This is a genomic window from Nocardia sp. NPDC004711 (assembly GCF_053601595.1).
In genome coordinates this window covers 65,745-83,626 of the sequence record NZ_JBSGCB010000023.1, presented here as the reverse complement: position 1 = coordinate 83,626, position 17,882 = coordinate 65,745, and the positions used below count along the sequence as shown (strand labels likewise).

19 protein-coding genes are annotated in these 17,882 nt (G+C 69.0%); 12 read left to right on the top strand and 7 right to left on the bottom strand.

Going from position 1 to position 17,882, the window contains the following annotated elements:
• Positions 1–45: 45 nt before the first annotated feature.
• The 3 genes from ACWEKS_RS24095 to ACWEKS_RS24085 all read right to left on the bottom strand — a co-directional run bounded on the left by ACWEKS_RS24095 (position 46) and on the right by ACWEKS_RS24085 (position 2,584).
• On the bottom strand, positions 46–222 hold the full coding sequence (locus ACWEKS_RS24095) for a hypothetical protein (protein ID WP_452342151.1): 177 nt from the start codon (positions 220–222) through the stop codon (positions 46–48).
• 98 nt (positions 223–320) lie between these two features.
• Positions 321–782 carry a M15 family metallopeptidase gene (locus tag ACWEKS_RS24090; RefSeq protein WP_452342205.1) on the bottom strand — a complete coding sequence of 154 codons (462 nt, stop codon included), beginning with the start codon at positions 780–782 and terminating at the stop codon, positions 321–323.
• A gap of 125 nt (positions 783–907) precedes the next feature.
• Positions 908–2,584 (bottom strand): fumarate hydratase, encoded by a 1,677-nt coding sequence (locus ACWEKS_RS24085; protein WP_354832019.1) that lies wholly within the window; start codon positions 2,582–2,584, stop codon positions 908–910.
• 280 nt (positions 2,585–2,864) lie between these two features.
• Between ACWEKS_RS24085 and ACWEKS_RS24080 the strand changes: the two genes are divergently transcribed.
• The 7 genes from ACWEKS_RS24080 (at position 2,865) to ACWEKS_RS24050 (ending at position 8,802) form a co-directional block, all read left to right on the top strand.
• A complete protein-coding gene (locus tag ACWEKS_RS24080; protein ID WP_452342150.1) occupies positions 2,865–3,371 on the top strand; it encodes a MarR family winged helix-turn-helix transcriptional regulator in 507 nt (168 codons plus the stop codon).
• Between the two features lie 166 nt (positions 3,372–3,537).
• A complete protein-coding gene (locus tag ACWEKS_RS24075) occupies positions 3,538–4,431 on the top strand; it encodes an STAS domain-containing protein (RefSeq protein WP_354832015.1) in 894 nt (297 codons plus the stop codon).
• A gap of 14 nt (positions 4,432–4,445) precedes the next feature.
• Positions 4,446–4,835 carry an STAS domain-containing protein gene (locus ACWEKS_RS24070; protein WP_452342149.1) on the top strand — a complete coding sequence of 130 codons (390 nt, stop codon included), beginning with the start codon at positions 4,446–4,448 and terminating at the stop codon, positions 4,833–4,835.
• On the top strand, positions 4,825–5,238 hold the full coding sequence (locus ACWEKS_RS24065; RefSeq protein ID WP_452342204.1) for an ATP-binding protein: 414 nt from the start codon (positions 4,825–4,827) through the stop codon (positions 5,236–5,238). The genes ACWEKS_RS24070 and ACWEKS_RS24065 overlap by 11 nt, the downstream gene beginning before the upstream one ends.
• On the top strand, positions 5,231–5,884 hold the full coding sequence (locus ACWEKS_RS24060; RefSeq protein WP_452342148.1) for a SpoIIE family protein phosphatase: 654 nt from the start codon (positions 5,231–5,233) through the stop codon (positions 5,882–5,884). Before ACWEKS_RS24065 ends, ACWEKS_RS24060 begins: the two co-directional genes overlap by 8 nt.
• Before the next feature lie 87 nt (positions 5,885–5,971).
• Complete coding sequence (locus ACWEKS_RS24055; protein WP_452342147.1) at positions 5,972–8,275, top strand: SpoIIE family protein phosphatase; 2,304 nt, start codon at positions 5,972–5,974, stop codon at positions 8,273–8,275.
• A 197-nt stretch (positions 8,276–8,472) separates the two neighbouring features.
• Positions 8,473–8,802: an STAS domain-containing protein gene (locus ACWEKS_RS24050; RefSeq protein WP_452342203.1), complete on the top strand. Its 330-nt coding sequence runs from the start codon at positions 8,473–8,475 to the stop codon at positions 8,800–8,802.
• Between the two features lie 93 nt (positions 8,803–8,895).
• On the opposite strand, the gene ACWEKS_RS24045 is transcribed toward ACWEKS_RS24050, so the two are convergent.
• Positions 8,896–9,933: an LLM class F420-dependent oxidoreductase gene (locus ACWEKS_RS24045; RefSeq protein ID WP_452342146.1), complete on the bottom strand. Its 1,038-nt coding sequence runs from the start codon at positions 9,931–9,933 to the stop codon at positions 8,896–8,898.
• Between the two features lie 126 nt (positions 9,934–10,059).
• Here ACWEKS_RS24045 and ACWEKS_RS24040 point away from each other — a divergent pair, with 126 nt between their 5' ends.
• Positions 10,060–10,698, top strand: a complete 639-nt coding sequence (locus tag ACWEKS_RS24040; RefSeq protein WP_452342145.1) for a cyclodeaminase/cyclohydrolase family protein — start codon at positions 10,060–10,062, stop codon at positions 10,696–10,698.
• A 203-nt stretch (positions 10,699–10,901) separates the two neighbouring features.
• On the top strand, positions 10,902–11,648 hold the full coding sequence (locus ACWEKS_RS24035) for a L,D-transpeptidase (RefSeq protein ID WP_452342144.1): 747 nt from the start codon (positions 10,902–10,904) through the stop codon (positions 11,646–11,648).
• Between the two features lie 87 nt (positions 11,649–11,735).
• Here the strand turns inward: ACWEKS_RS24035 and ACWEKS_RS24030 are convergent, their stop codons facing one another.
• On the bottom strand, positions 11,736–12,584 hold the full coding sequence (locus tag ACWEKS_RS24030) for a bifunctional 5,10-methylenetetrahydrofolate dehydrogenase/5,10-methenyltetrahydrofolate cyclohydrolase (protein ID WP_452342143.1): 849 nt from the start codon (positions 12,582–12,584) through the stop codon (positions 11,736–11,738).
• A gap of 242 nt (positions 12,585–12,826) precedes the next feature.
• On the opposite strand from ACWEKS_RS24030, the gene ACWEKS_RS24025 reads away from it, so the two are divergent.
• The 3 genes from ACWEKS_RS24025 to ACWEKS_RS24015 are packed head-to-tail and all read left to right on the top strand — an operon-like array spanning position 12,827 to position 15,424.
• Entirely contained in the window at positions 12,827–13,717 is an 891-nt protein-coding gene (locus tag ACWEKS_RS24025; protein WP_452342142.1) for a YdcF family protein, read from the top strand.
• A 58-nt stretch (positions 13,718–13,775) separates the two neighbouring features.
• Entirely contained in the window at positions 13,776–14,732 is a 957-nt protein-coding gene (locus ACWEKS_RS24020) for a methyltransferase (RefSeq protein ID WP_452342141.1), read from the top strand.
• A complete protein-coding gene (locus ACWEKS_RS24015) occupies positions 14,729–15,424 on the top strand; it encodes an HAD family hydrolase (protein ID WP_452342140.1) in 696 nt (231 codons plus the stop codon). Before ACWEKS_RS24020 ends, ACWEKS_RS24015 begins: the two co-directional genes overlap by 4 nt.
• A 5-nt stretch (positions 15,425–15,429) precedes the next feature.
• Here ACWEKS_RS24015 and ACWEKS_RS24010 read toward each other — a convergent pair whose 3' ends face one another.
• The gene (locus ACWEKS_RS24010) at positions 15,430–15,930 is read right to left on the bottom strand and encodes a hypothetical protein (RefSeq protein WP_452342139.1); all 501 of its coding nucleotides are present in this window, start codon (positions 15,928–15,930) and stop codon (positions 15,430–15,432) included.
• Between the two features lie 24 nt (positions 15,931–15,954).
• A complete protein-coding gene (locus ACWEKS_RS24005) occupies positions 15,955–16,809 on the bottom strand; it encodes a hypothetical protein (RefSeq protein ID WP_452342138.1) in 855 nt (284 codons plus the stop codon).
• Positions 16,810–17,882: the final 1,073 nt, after the last annotated feature.

Genomic DNA, 17,882 nt, shown 5'->3' with positions numbered 1-17,882 from the left:
CCTCACCCTCGGTGTCGGCGTGCTATGTCCCGTGGGACGAGGGGGTCAGCGGTCGCTGGCGTCGGGGAGGCGGGCGGGGCAGGGTCCGTCGGGGGTGGTGGCGACGGCCTTGGCTGCGGGCAGGCCGTCGGCCGTGGGTGCCGCGTCCGAAAGCTGTTGGGTGGCAGCGTGTGCCGCGGTGAGTGGGCCGCCCATCAGACCGGCGCTGGCCAGGACGGCCACGGCCGCCGCTCTCCGGGTTCCCGGCGGTCGCCGCGGGGCGGTCGATAGGTCAGGGCTCTGCGCACGCATCCACTTGGCTGCTGGCTCGACCGTCACGGTCACCGGCTGCTCGCGTCGGGCAGGCGGGCCGGGCAGGCGAAGCCCGGGAGGGTGGCCAGTTCGAAGTGCCACCATTCGTTGTCGTACATGCGGCACAGGCCCCAGCGGTTGCCGTTCGCCTCGAGCCAGGCCGCGCCCTCACGCGGCCCGACGTCGATGGCCTGGCCCGTGACGTGGGTGGATTCGCTGGGCGGCAGCACCCAGCGGCGGGCGGCCTCGGGGCTGCCGTAGGTGCGAATTCCGTCCTCCCACAGGGCTTCCTGCTCGGCGGGGGTGCGGTAGCCGGAGACGATCCACAGCGGCACGCCCTGTCCCTGTGCCTGGGCGAGCGCGAATTTGTAGGCCAGCGCCAGCCAGGGGTCCAGGCCATCGGTTTCGCTCGCGACCGGGGTGGCGAGCGGGCCGCTGCTCACGCCGGGCGCGGGTGCGGCGTGCGCGAGGGGCAGTGCGCCGCAGAGCATTCCGGCCCCGGCGGCCAGCGCGAGGACGGTGTAGCGGCCGCCGCGACGCCGGGCGGAAGGCACCGGATCGGGGTGGTGCCGAGTTTCGATCCGGTGGGCCCTCCGCATTCGCATGCCTCCTGGCGTCAGACGCGTTCCTTGGACCGCTCGCGCACGCGCAGGGCGATCGGCTTCGAGGTCTCGGCGAAGAAGTCGTTGCCCTTGTCGTCGACGACGATGAAGGCGGGGAAGTCCTCGACCTCGATCTTCCACACGGCTTCCATGCCCAGCTCAGGGTATTCGAGGACCTCCACGGACTTGATGCAGTCCAGCGCGAGTCGCGCGGCCGGACCGCCGATCGACCCGAGGTAGAAGCCGCCGTGCTCCTTGCACGCCTTGGTGACCTGCGCGGAGCGGTTGCCCTTGGCCAGCATGACGTGCGAGCCGCCCGCCGCCTGGAACTGGTCGACGTAGGAGTCCATGCGCCCGGCGGTGGTGGGACCGAAGGACCCCGAGGCGTAGCCGTCGGGCGTCTTGGCGGGACCGGCGTAGTAGACGGCCATATCGCGCATGTACTGCGGCATCGGCTCGCCCGCGTCGAGGCGCTCCTTGATCTTGGCGTGCGCGATGTCGCGGGCCACCACCAGCGGGCCGGTCAGCGAGAGCCGGGTCTTCACCGGGTACTTCGACAGCTCGTTGCGGATCTCCGACATCGGCCGGTTCAGGTCGATCTCGACGACGTCGCCGCCGAGGATGGCGTCGGTCTGCTCCGGAAGGTACTGCGCCGGTTCACGTTCCAGCTGCTCGAGGAACACGCCCTCGGGGGTGATCTTCGCCAGCGCCTGGCGGTCGGCCGAGCAGGACACCGCGATGGCGACCGGACAGGAGGCGCCGTGGCGCGGCAGGCGGATGACGCGCACGTCGTGGCAGAAGTACTTGCCGCCGAACTGCGCACCGATACCGAAGGACTGGGTCAGCTTGAAGACCTGCTCCTCCAGCTCGAGGTCGCGGAAGCCGTGCGCGGCCATCGAACCCTCGGTCGGCATGTTGTCCAGGTAGTGCGCCGAGGCGTACTTGGCCGTCTTCAGGGCGAATTCGGCCGACGTGCCGCCGATGACGACCGCCAGGTGGTACGGCGGGCAGGCCGCGGTGCCCAGGGAACGGATCTTCTCGTCCAGGAACTCCAGCATGCGATCGGGGTTCAGGATCGCCTTGGTCTCCTGGTACAGGAACGACTTGTTGGCCGAGCCACCGCCCTTGGCCATGTACAGGAACTTGTAGGACGGGTGCGCGGGATCGCCTGCCTGCGAGTACAACTCGACCTGCGCGGGCAGGTTGTTGCCGGTGTTCTTCTCGTCCCACATGGTGATCGGGGCGAGCTGCGAATAGCGCAGGTTCAGCTTGGTGTACGCGTCGAACACACCGCGCGAAATCCATTCCGCGTCATCGGCTCCGGTGAGCACACCCTCGGACTTCTTGCCCATCACGATGGCGGTGCCGGTGTCCTGGCACATGGGCAGGATGCCGCCCGCGGAGATATTGACGTTCTTGAGCAGATCCAGCGCCACGAACCGGTCGTTGCCGCTGGACTCCGGGTCGTCGATGATCTTGCGCAGCTGCGCCAGGTGCGCCGGCCGCAGGTAGTGGCTGATGTCGTGCATCGCCTCCGCGGTGAGCATGCGCAGCACCTCGGGCTCCACCTGCAGGAAGGTACGCCCACCCGCCTCGAACGTGCTCACGCCCTCGGTGGTGAGCAGCCGGTACGGCGTCTCGTCCGTACCGATGGGCAGCAGATCCGAGTACAGGAAATCAGGCGCGGTCACGAATCGGACTCCTCGAGCAGGGCTGGGGGCTGGTCAGCCGACGGTTCAAGCAGAGTGACTGTACCGACCCGTGCGCACCTGCCGATGACCAGGCCCGGCCATGTTCGCTCGTCGGCAAGCGCGTTCGATGCCGTACACGACGCGGCGACGGGCACCATGGGTCGTGGTCGAGGACACCGCAATCCGCGACCGGATGCCGCGAACAGGTACATGTTGCACCTTCAACCGAGCAGGTGTTACCTGTGCATGATGCGCTTGTCGGCGGCGGGGAGGATTTAGCATGACAACGGAACCCGGGAGTGGAACTGTGGCCGAACCCCGCTGGCTCGATGATGTCGAGATGCGCGCCTGGCTGGGATTCGTGTTCACCCGCGACCTCATCGCCGCCGCGGTCGGGCGGGACTCCCTACGCGAATCCAATCTGACCTACGTGGAATACACCGTGCTGGCCCGGCTCGCCGACGCCCCGGACCACCGGCGCAGTTTCGCCGAACTCGCGGCAGTGCTGGAGTGGTCGCAGAGCCGGCTCTCGCATCAGATCACCCGGATGGAGAAGCGCGGCCTGGTCGCCCGCGAATCCATTCCCGACGACGCCCGCCGCACCGCCGCGGTCCTCACCGAAAAGGGCGTGCAGGTGCTCGATTCCGCCGCTCCCTCGCATGTCGAGAGTGTGCGGCGTCACATGGTGGATGTGCTCGATCGTGGCCAGCTCACGGCGCTGGCAGATATCTACGACACACTGCTGACCCATCACCGCAGACCGGAAACCCGTGACGAGCACAGCTGACACCGAATTCGCAGCCCACCAGCGTTTGGTTTGGCACCCATCGGGTACTGGGTAAGACTAGGCTCGGCACCGGCTTCCGACGGCGGTCGGCACCGAGCACACGGCCGGTTATCGGTCGTAGAAGTGAGCACCCGACCTGGCCTTAGCGAAAGGGGCAGGAGTTTTCATGTCCGACGTGTCCATCGGTCTCTCGGCGGATTCGCTGCCCGCGGGTTCCGTCGACAACCTGCTTCCGCAGCTCGTCGAGCACCTGCGGCAGAACCGCACCGAACTGCGCGAGGAGTGGGCCCGTCGCATCACCGATGCCCAGCTGCTCACCGCGATGACGCCCGAGGAGATCTTCTCCGAGGCCACCTCCGTCTACGACAACTACGTCGAGGTGCTCGAGACCGGTAGCGTCGAAGCCCTGCAGGCCTACGCGCGCGACCTGTCCGAGCGCATCATCCCCAGAGGAGTCGAGACCGACGAGGTCGTCGGCATCGTGCTCCTGCTGCGAGACGTGCTGGCGCGCAGCCTCTTCGAGAAGTACCAGTCCGACTTCGAGCTGCTGAAGCTGGTGCTCGACGCCTACGAACCGGCCGCGAACCGCATCGCCAACACCGTGGCCGTGTCCTTCGTGCAGGAGCGCGAGCGTGTCATCCGCCAGCAGCAGGAGGCGATTCGCGAGCTGTCCACGCCCGTTCTCCAGGTGCGTGAGCAGCTGCTGATCCTCCCCATCATCGGCGTGCTGGACTCGCAGCGCGCGCGTCAGCTCACCGAGCAGCTGCTGCGCGCCATTCGCGCCAACCGCGCCAAGGTCGTCGTCATCGATATCACCGGTGTGCCCGCGATCGACTCCACGGTCGCCAACCACCTGGTGCAGACCGTCGACGCGTCGGGCCTCATGGGCGCCAATGTCATCATTACCGGCCTGTCGTCGGAGATCGCGCTTACCCTGGTGACCATCGGCCTGGATCTGTCGAAGATGAATGCCGTCGGTGACCTCCAGGGTGGCATCGAGGAAGCGGAGCGGCTGCTCGGCTACGAGGTGTCGCGCGTCACCGATCGCGACGGACGGTAATCAGGGCGGGTCAGATGCCGGTACCCATTCTGAAGCAGGGCACCTATCTCATTGCGTCGGTGCAGTCAGCGCTCACCGACGCGGATACCGAACGCCTGCAAGACGATCTGATGACCTACGTCAGCAGATACCGAGCCCAGGGCATCATCGTCGATGTCACCGCAATCGACGTAATGGACTCCTTTGCCGCTAGATCGCTGCGTACCATCGCCCACATGACCAAGCTGCGGGGGGCGGAGACGGTCATCGTGGGCCTACAGCCCGAAGTCGCTTTCGCGATGGTGCAATTGGGGCTCACCTTCGAGGACATGCACACGGCGCTGGACCTCGAGGAGGGCCTGTCCTGGCTGAACAAGAAGATCAAGAGCCGAGGCCAACGAGACGGTCGTGAACGTGGCCGCTGACGACGTGGTGATCGCGGTGAACGTGTCGAACGACATCGTGACCGCTCGGCAAGCGGGGCTGGAGTTGGCTGCCAAACTCGGCTTCTCGCTCTCCGATCGCACCATGATCGCGACCGCCATTTCCGAAGTGGCGCGCAATATCACGAGCTACGCGGGCACCGGGGAGATCCGGCTGGCCGTGCAGGATCGGGACGGCCGGCGCTCGATGGTGGTGCAGGCCAAGGACAGTGGGCCCGGTATTCCCGACATTCCGCGCGCGATGGAGGACGGCTTCTCCACCGGACGCGGTCTGGGACTGGGTCTTCCGGGGGCCAAGCGACTGATGGACGGCATGGTCATCAATTCCAGGCCGGGACAAGGCACCCTCGTCGAAATGTGGAAGTGGGTGCCCACCGGTGCGTGAGGACGGTTTCATCGGCGCGGTCGAATGGGCCGTCGCCGGTCGCGCACTGCCCGGGCAACGGGTTTCGGGCGACCGATCGGTCGTGCTCGACGCGGGCGGGGGCTCGGTGCTCTTCGCGGTACTGGACGGTCTCGGCCACGGTGCGGCGGCAGCCGACGCGTCCGATCGCGCGGCGCAGGTGCTGGCCGAGAACCGCGCCGAGCCACTGGATGTGCTGTTGCTGCTGTGCCATCGCGCCATGGCCGACACCCGCGGCGCGGCGGTCTCGCTGGCGCTGTTCGACTCTCGCGACCGGGTGCACTGGCTGGGCGTCGGCAATGTCGAATCCCGCATCGTCGCAGCGGCTCCCGGCCAACCGGCCATCCGCGCCACGGCCCTGCTCTCGGGCGGCATCGTCGGCTACCTGCTGCCGCCGAACCTGCAGCCGCAGACCGTGGCCGTGCGCCCCGGCGACCTGCTGCTGATGTCCACCGACGGCATCACCAGCAGTTTCGCCGACGCCGTCGACCTGTCCAAGCCGACCGCGGAGATCACCGCCGAGATCCTGGCCCGCCACGCCAAGGACACCGACGACGCGCTCGTGCTCGCGGCCCGCCATCGCGGGCAATCCCATCCCTCCCAACCCATTCCGAGTGTGAAGCCATGAGCGAGAACCCGGCATGAGCGGTCGAGGCCCGGAGGCGGAAGCTTGCGTAACCACGCAGGGCCTGCGCTCATGCCCATGGAGCAGAGCGTGAGTACGGTACTGGCCGCGTTTCGCGAGGCGTACGCCGCCGCGCTCCGGCTGCACCTGCGCGCCCCCAATCAGAACACCCTGGCCGAGGGCTATGAGCTCGGGCGGCGGGCGCTGGTGGAGGGCGTGAGCATCCTCGACCTCACCGAGCATCACTTCCGGCTGCTCGAACTCGAGGGCCTCGGGCCCGCGCCCGACGGCACCGACCGCACCGAGGCGGCGCTGGAGTTCCTGCTGCAGACCATGGCGGCGCTGGACGTCGCCACCCGCGGCTTCCTGGACGGGACCAGGCGCTACGAGCAACAGCGTTCGCGCGCCGACGATCTCGCGGGCCGCGACGCCTTCCGCACGGCGCTGGTGGAGTCGCTGCAGGACGGGTTCTTCGTCGTCGACGCCCAGGGCACGCTGGTCGAGGTCAACTCGGCGTTCGGCGCGCTCACCGGCTATGGGCCCGACGGGATTCCGTATCCGCTCCCCCACCCCTGGACCGTGCCCGAGGCACCGCGCTACCCGGATCTGGGCACCGACGCGGCCCGCTTCGTGATGCCCATCCGCCACCGCGACGGGCGGCTGCTCTGGCTCGCGGTATCGACGTCCTCGCTGGTGAAGCCCGAGAACGGGGAACGGATTTTCGTCGGCACACTGCGCGATGTGACCGCCGAGCACGACGCCCAGGCCCGCGACCAGGCGGTCTCCCGGCTGGCCACCGCGGTCGGCGCGGCCACCAGCGTGGTCGAGGTGCTCACCGTCGGCCTGGAGGAACTGCGGCGCGCTATCGGCGCGGAGGCCGCGGTGGTCTCGGTCTGGCCCAACCATCACACCGGCCCGGAACTGTATGTCTCCGAGGACAATCCGTACACCGGCGCGGGCCTGGCCCCGCACGACACCCAGCCCATCCGCCGACGCGGGGAGGCCGAGCCGGCCGAGGGCGGCGAATCCCGGCGCGTCCTGGACGCCCGGGCCCGCGCCCTGCTCGACCGCGCCCGATTGCAGCCCGGCCGCACCATGTTCGCCATCCCCGAGGGGGCGGCGAGTTCGGAGGGCATCGTGGCGCCGCTCGGCGAGAGCGGCGACTCGGCGCTGTGGCTGCGCTTCGCCGCGCCACGCGTGATCACACCCGGTGACTGGGCGCTGTTCTCGCTGCTGGTCGGGCATCTGAGCCTGGCCGTGCAGCGGGCGCGCAACTTCGATCAGGCCCGTTCCACCTCGCTCACCCTGCAGCGCGCCATGCTCGGCCCGATCGAACTGCCGCCGCGCTTCTCGGTGCACTACGAGCCCGCCCTGCCTCCGCTGGAGATCGGCGGCGACTGGTACGACGTGGTGCGGCTCGAGGACGGCACCATCGGCGTCGTGGTCGGCGACTGCGTCGGCCGTGGTCTCTCGGCGGCGGTGGTGATGGGCCAATTGCGCACGGCCGCACGGGCTCTGCTGCTGCGCGGCGCCGGCCCGGCCCAGCTGCTGGCCGAACTGGACACGGTGGCCTCCCGCATTCCGGGGGCGATGTGCACCACCGTGTGCGCGGCCATTCTGGACCCGGTGCGCGGGCTGGTGCGCTACTCCAATGCCGGGCACATGCCCCCGGTGCTGGCCGAGCCCGCCAAGCGCGGCCGGCTGCTGGAGGGCGGTCGCGCAGTCCCGTTGGCCACCTTCGATATTCCGCGCCGCCCGGAGGCCACGACGGCCATGGCTCCGGGCTCCACCCTGGTCCTGTTCACCGACGGCCTGGTCGAGCAGCGCGGGGTCGACATCGATGACCGCTTCGTCGAACTCGCCGACGAATTGTCGCGCGTGGCCGGGCAATTGCCGCGCGAGGTGGCCGATTCGGTGCTGTCGCGGCTGCGGCCCGCCGCCGGCTACGACGATGACGTGGCCATGGTCGTCTACCGGCAGCCGCCCGGGCCGTTGCGCCTGGACGTGCCCGCCGAAGCCCGTGAGCTGTCCGGTATCCGGCGCGCGCTGCGTTCCTGGCTCACCGCCGCCGCGGTACCGCACGACACGGCGGTCGATCTGGTCGCGGCCGCGAACGAAGCCTGTAGCAACAGCATCGAGCACGCGTACCTGGGCGGCGAACCCGGCCGGGTGCGGCTCAGCGCGGACTGCGGCGTGGACACTCTCACCATCGAGGTGTCCGATACCGGTGTGTGGCGGCCGCTGCCCGCGGATCCCGGTCACCGGGGCCGCGGCATCGCCATGATGCGTGCGCTCACCGATGTGCTCGACATCGACAATTCCGGTCCGGGCACCCGAGTGCGGATGTCGGTGCGACTAATGGCCGTTTCATTTTCGGCGGCCGGGCGCATGTGAATCTGGGCCCGCCGGCACAAATTCGGCGGGCGGTTTCGGAGGACTCCGAAAGAGCGCGGTAGCTGCGGTTTTCGCTATAACGCCCGCTACCGAACCAGTACCGATGTGGTAGACGATGCAGCACGAACGGACGGATCATGGCAGATTTAACAAACGTGACCAATACTTCCGGAGACGGCTATCCTTTCGCCGAGACGATGACCACCTCGGTCACCCCGCACGCTGAGGCCACCGTGCTCACCGTGACCGGCGAAGTCGATCTGGCGACCGCCCCCGCCCTCGAGAGCGCGATCGACGCGGCCCTCGCGGGCAAGCCCGCCGCACTGGTGATCGACCTGTCCCCGGTCAGCTTCCTGGCCTCGGCGGGCATGGCGGTGCTGGTGGGCGTCCACAAGCGCGCCGGGGGCACCCGCCTCGTGGTGGTGGCCGATGGGCCCGCCACCAGCCGCCAGTTGAAGATGACCAGCCTGGACCAGGTGTTCTCGCTGCATTCCACCCTGGACGAAGCGCTCAGCGCGCTGCGCTGAGGGTATTGCCCGCACACCGCTGCGGGCCACCCGTGGACGACGAAGCCGAGTCCGGTTCATTCCGGACTCGGCTTCGCGGCGTTCACGGCTCGGTCAGAGGAGCTCGCGCAATTGCTCGATCAGCTTCACGCGCTCGGCCGCGGTGCCGGCCATCGGGACCACGTTCAGCACGGTCACGCCGGCCTCGCGGAAGGCCGCGATCCGCTCCTTCACGAATCCGGCCGAACCGATCAGGTTGATGTCGCGGACCAGATCGTCCGGAACCACCTTGGCGGCCTCTTCCTTGCGGCCCGCCAGGTACAGCTCCTGGATCCGGTCGGCCTCGGCGCCGTAGCCGTACTTGGTGGCCAGCGCGTGGTAGAAGTTCTTGCCCTTGGCGCCCATGCCGCCGATGTAGAGGGCCAGGTGCGGCTTGACCCCGTCGCGCCAGCTGTCGACATTGTCGCCGATGGCGAGCGCGGGGCCGGCGAACACCTCGAGGTCGCCCAGCGCCGGATCACGCTTGGCCAGGCCGGCTTTCAGCGAGTCGCCCCACACCAGGTCGGCCTTCTCGGGCAGGAAGAAGATGGGCTGCCAGCCCTCGGCGATCTCGGCCGCCAGCTCCACGTTCTTCGGGCCCAGCGCGGCCAGCAGCACCGGAATGTTCTCGCGCACAGGGTGATTGATGAGCTTGAGCGGCTTGCCCAGGCCGGTGCCCTGTCCCTCGGGCAGCGGGATGTTGTAGTACTTGCCGCTGTGCTCGAGGCGTTCGCGCTTCCAGACCTTGCGGCAGATCTCGAGCACCTCGCGGGTGCGGCCGATGGGGGCGTCGTAGTTCACGCCGTGGAAGCCCTCGATGACCTGCGGGCCCGACGCGCCCAGGCCCAGGATGAAGCGGCCGTCGGAGACGTAGTCCAGGCCCGCCGCGGTCATGGCCGTCAGCGTGGGCGTGCGGGTGTAGAGCCGCAGGATGCCCGAGGCCAGCTGCACCCGGTCGGTCTTCGCGGCCAGGTATCCGAGCGCGCTCACCGCGTCGAACGAATACGCCTCGGGCACGAACACGATGTCGAGGCCCGCCCGTTCGAGGTCGGCGACCTCGGCAGCGGTCTCCTTGAAGCCGTCGGTGTAATTGATCGACAGTCCGATACGCATGTCCGGGACCTTACTCACCGGTCGGCACACCGACAGCGGGCGGGTTGCCGCACACGGCCCCGCGACCGGTACGGTAAGCGGCGAAATCACCTGAATTCGCCGTACTGCCAAGGGAGGCCACCCCTCATGACTCAGGACACCACCACCTTCGGTGATTCGACACTGCGGGGGTACCTGGGTGAACTGGCCGCCAAGGTGCCCGCCCCCGGCGGCGGCGCGGTCGCGGCGCTGCACGCGGCCCAGGGTGCGGCCCTGGTCGCGATGGTCGCGCGGTACACCACCCGGGCCAAGGATGCCGAGAATCGCCCGGTCATCGACCGCATCATCGCGGCCGCGGACGTGGCCCGCGAGCGCTCCCTGGCCCTGGCCGACGCCGACGCCGCCGCCTTCACCGCGGTCGGCGCGGCCTACAAGCTGCCCAAGGAGTCCGAGGCCGAGCAGGCCGCCCGCGGCGAGGCCATCACCGCCGCGCTGCTGCAGGCCGCCCGGGTGCCCGCCGCCGTGGTCGCCGAGGCCGACGAAATCGTCTCCCTGGCAACGGAACTGCTGCCCATCGGCAACCCCAACGTGGTGACCGACATCGGCGCGGCGGCCGACTGCGCCCGGTCCGCGGCGGCCAGCTCGCAGCTGAACATCGCCATCAATGTGACATCGCTGGACGGCACGGCCGCCGCCGAGTTCGCTCCGGTGCTGAAGCAGATCGAGGAGATCATCGCCCGCGCCGATGCCCTGCACAACGATGTGGTCGCGGCCATAACCCGCTGACCGCGCAATTCAGCCTGCACTGTGCCCCGTTCCGTTATGGAACGGGGCACAGTCATTTTCCGGCCCTCTACCTGGTGATACGAACTTCGCATAACCCCCACGCCGGGACAATGGTTACGAACCGGGTACATTTCCAGATGGGACTGATGACCAAGTCATAGTCTGAGAAACCCTGCCCCACACCCTCTCGAAGGGATGGAAGAATGCGGAAACCGATTCGCTCCCTGTTCGTCGCAAGCTTCGTCGCCGCGGCGGCCGCGTTCGGAACCGGAGCCGCGGGTGCGGCCCTCGAAACGCCCAATCTCCCAGCCGTCCAAGCCATTACGCCGGCCTCAGGTCAGGTGGTGGGCATCGCCGCCCCCGTGACCGTCCAGTTCGCCGACGCGGTCACCGATCGCGCCGCCGCCGAACGCTCCGTCGACGTCCGCGCGCAGGACTCCCTCGCCGGCCACTTCACCTGGATCGACGACCGGCAGCTGATGTGGCAGCCCGCGAACCTCCTGCCCGCCCGTTCGCCGATCACGGTCAGCGCCGGACGCGAGCAGGCCAAGTTCCAGACCAATGGCGGGACCACCGCCGATGCGGACATGTCGGCGCACACCTTCACGGTCTGGGTGGACGGCGTCGCCCGCACCATGCCCGCGTCGATGGGTAAGCCGGGGCGCGAAACGCCGGTCGGAACCTTCCCGGTGCTGTCCCATGAGCGCTCGGTCACCTTCGACTCCCGGACCATCGGCATTCCGCTCAACGATCCGGAGGGCTACCTGCTCACCGGGGAGTTCGCCGAGCGCCTGACCTGGGGTGGCGTCTACGTCCACTCCGCACCTTGGTCCGTGGATTCCCAGGGCAACTCGAACGTCAGCCACGGCTGCATCAACCTCGCCCCCGCCGACGCCGAGTGGTACTTCGACAACGTCTCCGTGGGCGACCCGGTCACCACGCACTGGTGACCATTGCCGGTCAGGACACGATCAGGGAGCTCCCGGCGTGGGGAATCGGACGGATTCCCGCGCTGAGAGCTCCCTGATTCGCTGTTGTCAGCGGCCGTTCTCGGCGGCCTGGACCACGTGGCGCATGAGGAGTGCGGTGGTGACGGGGCCGACGCCGCCGGGGACGGGGCTCAGGGCGGCGGCCTTGCCGGTCACCGAGGCCGCGTTCACGTCGCCGGTGATGTTGCCGTTCTCGTCCTCGTTGGTGCCGACATCGATGACGACCGCGCCCTCGCGCACATGGTCGGCGGTGATGAGGCCCGCGCGGCCGACCGCGGCGACGACGACGTCGGCGGCCGAGGTCACCGCGGGCAGGTCGGTCGTGCGCGAGTGGGCGATGGTGACGGTCGCGTTCTCGGCGAGCAGCAGCTGAAGCAGGGGCTTGCCGACCACATTGGAGCGGCCGACGACCGCGACGTGCCGGCCGGCGAGCGGGATCTGGTGGAACTTGGCCAGTTCCACGACCGCCTCGGAGGTGGCGGGCGGGAAGCCGGGTAGGCCCGCGGCGAGCAGGCCCAGTGAAAGCGGGCTGACGCCGTCCACATCCTTCTCGGCGGCGATGGCGGAGCTGACGTCGTCGAGGCCGACACCCTTGGGCAGCGGGGTCTGCAGCATGATGGCGTCCACCGACGGGTCCTGCGACAGCTCGGTGAGCTTGGCGCGGATCTGCTCGGCGGTGGCGTCGACACCGAGATCGACGTTCTCGCAAGCGATTCCATTGCGCTCGGCGGCACGGTTGAGGGACTTCACGTACCAGGCGCTGGCGGGGTCGTCGTTCGGGATCACGAGGGCCAGGCGGGGGGCGGCGCCCTGCTCGGTGAGGGCGGCGGCGCGCTGCTTGGTGTCGGCGTTGATGGCGGCGGCGAGTTCCTTGCCGATGAGCGAAGTCGTATCCACGGGTGCACAGCTTATCCCGAGTCCCGGCCGCGCCCTCCCCGCGCACACCGGAGGCCGGGCGGGCGGTGCGTTCCGGGGACGACACGTGACGCGCACGCTTCGCGCGCGTTCCCGATGGATTCGGGCAAAACGGCGAAATCAGTTCGGCAAATACCCGACAACCAGGGTGGACAGTCGTATCGTGTCTCCATTCGATAGGAGCCAATAGCCAGCTACTTCCGTGGATAGCCAGCAACCAAGCAATGCGTGACACCCCCGAAAGGTCGACGGCAGTGCAGATCGCCAGGCGTTTTTCCCTCATGCTCGCGGCGGCGGCCGCCGCCCTCACCATCCTCGGCAGCGGCGCCGCGCACGCGAACCCCGCAGCGCTGTACAACTCCGCGCAGGACAATTTCACCGCCGGCAATGAGGCGGCCGGGCTGGCCGACCTGCGCCAATTGCTCAGTGAATCACCGGATGACGCGCAGGCGCTGGCGCTGCAGGCGATCTGGTCGGACTACACCGGCGACATCATCACCCGCGAGGTGGCGCTGAACCGCCTCAACGGCATCGACGGACGGCTCGCGGACGACACCCGGACCCTGTTCCGGGCCATCGGCGCCGCGGTGGGCACGCTGCCCAATCCGATTCCGGCGATCGCGGGACCGCAGACCGGCATCGCGGTGCTCGGTTACGGCCTGCTCCCCGACGGGTCCATGCGCCCCGAGCTGGTGAACCGGATGCAGGCGGCCTGGCTGCAGGCGATCGCCTCACCCCTGTCGCCGATCCTGGTGACCGGCGGTAATCCGCAGAACGGGATCACCGAGGCGGCGGCCATGCAGGGCTGGCTGATCGGGCACGGCATTCCCGCGAGCCGCATCGTGGCCGACCACCGCGCCGGGTCGACCGTGCAGAACGCGCTGTTCGGCGCGCAGATGCTGAAGGACGCGGGCGCGACCAGCGCCATTGTGGTGACCTCCCCCAACCACATTCGCCGCGCCGTGGCCGACTTCATCGTCGCCGGAATGCCGGTCATCGGCGCGACCACCTCCCTCGAGCAGCTCGTCTCGCAGCTGCCGCCGCCCGTGCGCAGCAGCCAGCGCGGCATCTACCTCGACACCACCCGCACCTTGCTGCTCCCCGCCGAACGCTGATCCCCACGCCCGGACCCCGCTCGAACGGGGCGGCCGTCCGGGCGTGCACAATGACGTGGTGACTCTTTCCGCCACCGAAACGCTGGTCGCGCGGCTCCGCGCGGCCGGGTGCGTGTTCGCGGAGGACGAGGCCGCGCTGCTGCTGGCTGCGGCCACCGACGCTGACCACCTGGAATCGCTTGTCACGCAGCGCATCGCCGGGTTCCCGCTGGAACATCTGCTGGGGTGGGCGGAGTTCCGCGGCCTCAGGGTTGCCGTCGGGCCGGGCGTTTTCGTCCCACGACAACGCACGAGCTTTCTGGTCGAACAGGCTATCGCCCTGGGCCGCAGCATGATCCGGCCACCGGTGTCCGCTGGTATCGCACACCACAGCACGGCCGGTAACGCTGTTGCCGGGACCACCATCGCTGCTGCCCGTACCGCTGCCGGTGAGCATCAGCCCGTCCGGCCACGAACGCTCACGCACCTGGTCGAGACCACCGTCGCTCACGCGGATTCGACACTGATCGCACTCGATATGTGTTGTGGCTGCGGGGCTCTGGGATTGGCATTCGCGAAAGAAATAGCGGAGGAAGGTATTCGGGTCGAGCTGACTGCGGCCGATATCGAGCCTGCGGCGGTGGCTTGTGCGCGGGAGAATCTCGGCGTGGTGGGGGCGCTGGTCGTGGAGGGCGATCTGTTCGACGCCGTGCCCGCGGATCTGCGCGGGCGCGTGCATATTCTGCTGGCGAATACGCCTTATGTGCCGTCGGAGGACATTGCCTGGATGCCGCCCGAGGCGCGCGATCACGAGCCTCGGCGGGCGCTCGACGGCGGCGCGGACGGGTTGGACGTGCTGCGGCGGATTGCCACCGTGGCGGGCGAATGGCTCTGTGCCGGTGGGCATCTGCTGGTGGAGGAGAGCGAGGAGCAGGCTCCGGTCGCCGCCGGGATCATGCGGGAGTACGGGCTGTCGGCTCGGATCGTGGAGTGTGAGGACATGGGGGCGACCGTGGTGATCGGTACGCGCGCATGAGTATTCGCGGTGTGCTGTTCGATATCGATGACACGCTCATCGACTATTCCGCGACGGTGCGGATCGGATTCCTGCGGCATCTCGCGGCGGAACAGCTCCTGGATCGCGTCGAGTCGCCGGAGGCGGCGTTGGCGCTGTGGCGGGCGATCGAGGAGGAAGAGTATCCGCGGTTCCTGGCCCGTGAACACACCTTCAAGGGGCAGCAGCGGGTGCGGACCGAGCGATTTCTCGCGCACCTGGGCATGACGACCGACGATCCGGTCGCATGGTTCGCCCGCTATGCGGTACACCGCGATTCCGCGTGGTCGGCGTTCCCGGATGCCGCGCCGGTACTGGAGCGGTTCGCCGGGCGGAGGGCGCTCGGCGTGGTGTCGAACGCCTCCCAGCTGTACCAGACCGGGAAGCTGCGCACGGTCGGGCTGCTGCACCACTTCGGGGACGCCATCCTGTGCTCGGACGAATTCGGTGCGGCCAAACCTGATCCGGCGATCTTCCGCGCGGGATGCGAGATGCTCGGGCTGCCGCCGGAGCAGGTGGCGTACGTCGGCGATAGGTACGACTGGGACGCGCTGGGCGCCAGAAATGCCGGGCTGCGGGCCTATTGGCTGGTCCGCAGCGGGGCGGGGGTCGCCCCGGACGCCGGGATCACGGTCATTCGCTCACTGACGGAACTGGATTCGCCGGCCGGGTGAATCTCTCAGCCCGCCTCGAGCGATTTCCGGATCTCGGCCTGGATCTCTAGCTGCGCCCGGGCAGCGGTCAGGCCCGCGTTCACGTCGGCGGCGGTGCGCTGGGTGGCGGCCGAAACATACTGTGCCACCGCCGCTTCGATGGATTCCACCGCCGTCGTCGCGGTCGCCAACTGGTCGCCGCGGGTGGCGGCGGGCAGGGCGGACATGGCGACCAGGCGGTCGTCCCAGGCCAGGGCGGCCTGCTCGAGTTCGGCGCGCAGCACGATGGTGGTGGCGTCGTCCAGGGCATCGGCGGTATGCAGGGCCGTCATGGCGTCGCGCAGGCGGCGGTGCAGGCGCGGTTCCGGGTCGTGCGAGCCCGCCCAGGAGACGGGGGCGCGGGTGGGGGTGCCGGGGACGACCTGGTTGGCGGCCGCGATCGCGGTCTTCTGGCGGGAGGACACCAGCATCACGCCACTCACGGCGGCCCCGATCGCGATCAGCACGATCAGCACGACAATCAACATGGTCGGCTCACTTTCGTCGGTCGGTCAGCGATGAGTGGTGGGGTGCGGCGGGGCGACGGTCGAGTGGCTCGGTCCGGTCGGATGCGCCGGGGTGTGATGGCCGTGCACCTTGCTGTACACCAGGATGACCGTGAGGATGATCGCGAGCACCGCGAGGATCGCGGCGATGATCTTCACCTTGCTCCAGGGGCGGTCGCCGGACACCTGGCCGGTGAGGCCGTTGATGTACACCTGGTAGGTCTTGTCCATGTAGACGACCGTCAGCAGCCAGATCGGCAGCAGCAGATGCTTGTACGCCAGCCAGTTCCAGTTGGTGTTGAGCTGGTGGATGCGCTGATGGTCACCGCCGATATCGCCGCGCACGGTGGATTCGATCGCCGACTCCATCCGCTGCTGCGCTTCCGGCAGCGACTGCTCCGCATCATTGTCGTAGGTGCGGCACAGGTGCCCGGCCACGAATTCCGGTGAATAGGCGCGCGCCTGCTCCACCGGCCACGGTTCCAGCGCCCGGATCCGGTTGCGGTTCAGATTGTCATTGGCCAGCACCGGGAGATCCGCGAATTCATTGGCGACCTCACCGGCCACCGGATACCACCGGGTCCGGGTCTCGTAGATCGGATCCCCGTCCGAATCCGTGCCGACCCGCACCTGATAGTCGTCGCCGCGCTCGCCCTGATACCAGCTCTGGGTATCGGCGTCGTAGGTGAAATACGCGGTATACAGGCTGGAGAACGCCCCGATCCGCCGATATTTCCGGAAGTTCGACGGCGCGAACCACCGCCCCGACACCCATTTCTCGACCAGCTCCCGAGCCTGCTTCTCCCCCACCCGGAACGGCACCACACCGTCCACCGGCAGCCGGGCCGGCGCATTGTGCACATCATCACGCTGAATGGGCGTGGCGCAGTATGGGCACCGAGTAGCGGTGAGACTCCCATTGAACCCGGTTGTCCCACCACAGTTCTGGCACTTCACCTCCCACTCCCCCGTCACCTGCGGCCCCGCCGCATGCGCCTGCAACTCCCGCAACGCCGCGATCGCCGGCCCCAACTCCCGAGCCTGCACCGCCACATCCGGCGCCGTCACCGGAGACCGATTCCCGCAACTGGGACACAGCAGATCCTGCCCCACCGGATCGAACACCAACTGCGCCCCACACGAGGAACACGGATACGTCCGAGTCAACTCCGTCCGATGCAACATCGCCCGATCCGGCACCCCCGCCTCCGGCTGCGCCACAGGACTTTCCGCCCCGCCATCCCCGACCCCCGGAACAATCACCGGCGCCACGATCACAGGCTGCGGCATCGCACCCATGGGCCCCTGCCCCGGATTCCCCGCCCCGAACCCACCCGGCAACGGCGGCGGCCCCGCCGTCACCCCGGGCACCGGAAGCGGCGGCGGTGCAATGGTTCCCGGCCCGGCAGCAGCCGAAGGCGCCGCAAGGGACGCCGACGGCCATCTCCCCTGCTGCTCGCCCGGACCACCGGGCAGTGGCGGCGGCCCGCCAAGTCCACCTGTCCCAAGCGAAGGCGGCGCAGCAACTCCTGATCCAGCTGCGGCAATCGGCGGCGGCATGGGAGTCGGCGTTCGTGCCGGAGCCCCGGACCCCGGAAGCGGAGGCGGCGCAACGGTTCCCGGCCCGGCAGCAGCGACCGGCGGCGGGCCGAAGTTCTGCGGCGGGGCGGCCTGCGGCGTGGGCGGGACTCCCCCGTATCCACCTGGAGCGGACGGAAGTCCCGGCGGAGGCGGGACCGCCCCGCGTTGCGGCATGGGCGGGACACCGCCATCGGCGGGCCCGGAGGTCGGCAGCGGAGGAGGACCGGCCGGAGCCTGCCCGAAATTCTGCGGCGGCACAGGCGATCCCGCGCCGGGAGCGAACTGCGGCGCACCAGTGGGTGCATTCGGCCCGGGTGGGGGCGGCGTCATGCCGTGCACCGGCGGGAGACCAC